Raw genomic sequence first — 4,534 nt, forward strand, 5'->3', positions numbered from 1 at the left:
GCTGATGATTTTTGGAAATTTGTGACAGTAGGGCGTAAACTGGGGCATTTGCACGTGAATTATGAAACTGTAGAGCCTTATCCTGTGACCTTTAAAAAGGGTAATCCAAAATTAACTGATATCTCTAATCTCGAAAAATTCTATTATGTGACTGAAATGAAATTTGCAAAAATTAAGGATAGTAAGGAAAAGAATAAATCAACTGTTATTTATAATAGCAATATCATCATGACAGATATCCCTAAGTAAGCTTATGAGTATATCGTCAATGGCAAGCCTGCTCTTGAATGGTTTATGGGGCGTCAATGTGTAAAAACAGATAAAAAGAGTGGTATTGTGAATGATGCCAATCGCTATGCTGTTGAAACCGTTGGCAACCCTGCCTACCCTCTAGAGTTATTTCAAAGGGTTATCACTGTAAGTTTAGAAACAATGAAAATTGTTAAGAACTTACCAAAATTAGAAATAAGAGAAACTGAATAACTTATAAAGCATGCTCACATAATGGGTATGCTAAACGCATAAGGGGTATAAGGTCTTATACCTATAGGTTCCTATACCCCCTTTATACATTGCTTACATATAATCTTAATATGCGTTATTCTAAAAAGAAGAAACTTGCACTTTTAGATACTCTACTTTGGGACGATAAGCCCCTCTTTGGCTAGTTTCTCGACAGTTGTTTCTGCAACGCTTACTATAAGATTAGAAAATGATGCAAAAGCATTTCCATTGCTAGAGCCTTTTGCTAGCCATATGGTTTCTTTGTTTTTTGTATTGTGAATAAGGTAAACACTAACGCTTATGCCGGGCTTACTAATATTATGTCCACCGCTCACATAACCTGGTGTCGTTACAGTTCTTATGGTAGTAAAGTGTCCAACTTCCGAAATAGTACTTGTAGAGGTTCCTGGATGATATGTTGGCGGGATATACGTCTGTGATATATCACGATTATCAACGCTAACTATTAGGAGTGCATCTGCGCCTTTATTTGTTATAATTTTCTCTTTCTCGTTATAGGAATAATTACGAGTTGGAGGGAAAAGTTCTAATCCTCTCAATATCTGTACATTGTATTTAACGAGGGATTTCTCAAAGGTGTCTTCAAGTTCTTTTTGCTCAAAAATAGACATGCCAACACCTCCTATAACCACCTTTTTGGTTTGAAATCGTCCCTTGTAGTTTGGATCAACAATTCCGGTCAAGTGTGTTACTTGATTATCCCAAGGACCACAAGCTGTGAGTATTAACAAACAAAATAAAATAAAAAACTTCATAATCATAAACCTTTGATTAATATCAAAAGTCTAATAATGTATTTATAATTCAAATTAAAGATACGATTTGAACTTTTAAATAATTTTTTAGATTGTTTTGCAAAATTTAAGAAATCCACTCTTAAATAGAATTAGATTTTTTTACATTGCCTTTAAGAGGTTATACCGTAATCTAAAATGGATAGCTTTATTGTTATCAAAAGCTTTGTTTAAAGTGTGTTATGTATATTCATTTTGCTTATAGGTTTTGAAGGTGTAAAAACCGTCACCCCTCCCTCAAAACGTATATTATTGATTGAATTTAGAGGTTATATTATCAATATGGGTTGTTTTTTTAAGATCTATAAAATATTAACATATTGAAAAATAACATTTTTAATTTTTATCGTTTTTTTATCTAAAAGGGGCAACCCTCAAAACTCAAAAACCCGTCAAAACTCATAACCATAATGATCTTGATAGCATCTCTTATGAGTTACAAGCTATCTTTTGAAAAGCTTTAAAGAATCACATGATTTTCATAAAGCACGTTGTAATCATTCTCTAAATCATAAGGTTATCATTCAAAAGAACTGATTAAAATGCATAAAAGGGATTTTGATAACGTAATCAATTTTTAATTTCATACGCTTTTCATAAGACACGTGTTAATCACTCACTAAAAATATAATTTTATCTTTTAAAAAGAACTAATCAAAATAACAAAAGCCTATTAAAAAGGATTTTGCTAATCTCTATAATTATCAGTTTCTATTGAGATGTTTTCATAAGTGTTTTCATAACAGACAATAAATCGCAATTATCCTATTTATCATTTCTCTTATGAACATGAAAAATGATGCCATGGCTATAAAGAACATAACAACTATAGAGAATGCGTAAAAACAGTAGCTTTATTTGAATAAAGCAAAAATACAAATGAAAGCGTTGGTTATCAAGATCATCTCTATAAAAAGCTGTTAAGTTGCAAACGTGTTATAAACAAAATTCACAAAAAAAATAAAATTCATTTAGTAAAAAAATTGATAGGTTATAAAGATAAAAAAAACGCATTATGAGAGCGTTTCTAAATATTATAAATGTATAGTTCAAAACATAACGCAATCGTTTAAGAACGCCCATAATATAGCTTTAAAAGCATATAAATATAAAAGAAGCTCTTCATAAGAACATGATAAAATTAATACATAATGCAATTAAAAAAATACAAAAAAAATATCAAAAAAGATAAAATATTAATTGACAATAAATACGTATTTTGTTATATAAATAATCAAGTGATTAACAAACACTTTACGTTAAGCGGATAGGTTACGATACAACCTTTCCTATGTTTTTAAAATACTGGCTGTTTTTTATGTGTTAATTAGCATATAATGACTCTGTCGGGTGTGCTTACATCATACAATACCCTTATGGGAAAAGTGTAAGCAACGGACTTAACGCCGTGTTTGTTAGCGCCCGATGCTTGTTAAGAGCGTCAATAACAAACAATTTTACGTTAAGGTTTTAATTATGACAAATATATCAAACAACACCCCCGTTAATAAGAAAAAAATATCCAAAAAATATGAATTTACTAGTGAAATGGATTGCGTAGCTGGTCATTTCTTATATCGCATTCGTGCTTTAAGAGATTTTGGAGATGTCAAAGCTGGCGATTTCGGGGGGTATATTGAAAAAGAAAGCAATTTATCTCATGAGGGTAATTGCTGGGTGTATGACAAAGCGCGTGTTTTTGAAAATGCAAGGGTTTATGACAATGCTAAAGTCAAAGGCTTTTTTGTAGACGTTTATGGCGATGCACGTATTTATGGCAATAAATGATTATTGTGAGGTTTATGGCAATGCCCATGTTGAAAATGCCGTTATCATCGAAGGGAATGTTAAAATTTATGATAACGCCCGTGTAAGTGGCCATGCTCATATTTCTGATATGTCTGTTATTTGTGATAATGCTCATGTCGGAGGCAATGCTAAAATAAGTGATGGTGCTTATATTTGTGATGATTCCTATGTCGTTGATGATGCCGTGGTTTGTGGTTCTTATGTATCAGGTTCTTCTTGTGTTCATAGCGCTGCCTCTTTAACTGAATATGATCAAATTCATGATGAAGCAATTCCAAGATTTGGAAGTGATGATGATTATTACCGTCATGAGTATTATGACGAGGCAATGTAATTAACACTAGGCGCGGCGGGGGCGCCCCTCTTTAAAACATTTCATTTTTAAATTTATCAAATATGAACTTAGGGAGTTACCTATGAACGCTATAACTGTATCTAAAAAATACGAATTTACTAATGAAACACGTTGCGTGGCTGGTCATACTTTACACCGTATTAAAGCCATTAGAGATTTTGCTGATGTAAAGGCGGGCGACCTCGGCGGCTTTATTGAAAAGGAAAGTAACTTATCACATGATGGTAATTGCTGGGTAGCTAATGAGGCTTGTGTTTATAATAATGCTCTTGTTTCTGATAATGCTACTGTTTTTAATTATGCTAGTGTTTTCGATAATGCAACGGTTTGTGATAATGCAAAGGTATTTGATTTTGCTAGTGTTTATGACAATGCAAAAATACATGATAATGCCTTGGTTTTTGGATATGCTTTTGTTTACAAACATGCTCGTGTTTTTAATAACGCCGCTGTATGTGATAAGGCTGTTATAAGAGACAATGCAAAAGTCTATGGGAATGCTTTTATTAATTGGTATACACGTATTGAAGACAATAAAACGATTAATCTTGCATCTCAAATTTCTGATGACGCTTGTGTCTCTTTACCTATAACAAAAAAATACGAATTTACGAATGAAACACGTTGTGTGGCTGGTCATACTTTACACCGCATTAAAGCCATTAGAGATTTTGCTGATGTAAAGACTGGTGATTTAGGTGGTTTTATCGAAAATGAAAGCAATCTCTCTCATGATGGCAATTGCTGGGTCTATGATAATGCTTGTATTAATAGAAATGCTAAAGTTTATGGCAATGCCGTTGTTAATGATGATGCATGGGTTTTCGGTGCAAATGCTCATGTTTATGGCAATGCAAAAATTAATGACAACGCTATCGTTCGTGGTCAAGTTTATGACAATGCTGAGGTCTATGGCAATGCTCATGTTTATGGCAGTATTTATGGTAATGCTCATGTGAATGGTAGTGCCCGCATTCTTGCTGATGCTCATATTTATGACCATGCGCATGTTTCTTATGATGCTACGGTTTTTAGTTATGCACGCGTTTAT

At 32.8% G+C, this 4,534-nt stretch carries 1 protein-coding gene and 3 pseudogenes; 3 read left to right on the plus strand and 1 reads right to left on the minus strand.

Translation table 11 applies throughout. The features are described 5' to 3' along the window. Nucleotides 1–483, plus strand: a pseudogene (locus tag ACFILL_RS08705) (type ISP restriction/modification enzyme); the annotation flags it as partial. A gap of 152 nt (nt 484–635) precedes the next feature. Here ACFILL_RS08705 and ACFILL_RS08710 read toward each other — a convergent pair. Next, nucleotides 636–1,280, minus strand: coding sequence for a hypothetical protein (locus tag ACFILL_RS08710; RefSeq protein WP_375643778.1), 645 nt, complete (start codon nt 1,278–1,280; stop codon nt 636–638). Nucleotides 1,281–2,795: 1,515 nt separating this feature from the next. Here ACFILL_RS08710 and ACFILL_RS08715 point away from each other — a divergent pair. Further along, nucleotides 2,796–3,462: pseudogene (locus tag ACFILL_RS08715) on the plus strand (hypothetical protein). A 610-nt stretch (nt 3,463–4,072) separates the two neighbouring features. After that, nucleotides 4,073–4,534: pseudogene (locus ACFILL_RS08720) on the plus strand (hypothetical protein); the annotation flags it as partial.

Origin of the sequence: Bartonella sp. AP20NXHL (genome assembly GCF_042196165.1) — a bacterium.
In the GTDB taxonomy this organism is placed as follows: Bacteria; Pseudomonadota; Alphaproteobacteria; order Rhizobiales; family Rhizobiaceae; genus Bartonella.

Coding starts and splice junctions, on each gene's coding strand:
- ACFILL_RS08710 (WP_375643778.1), bottom strand. CDS start 1,280: ATGAAGTTTTTTATTTTATTTTGTTTGTTAATACTCACAGCTTGTGGT.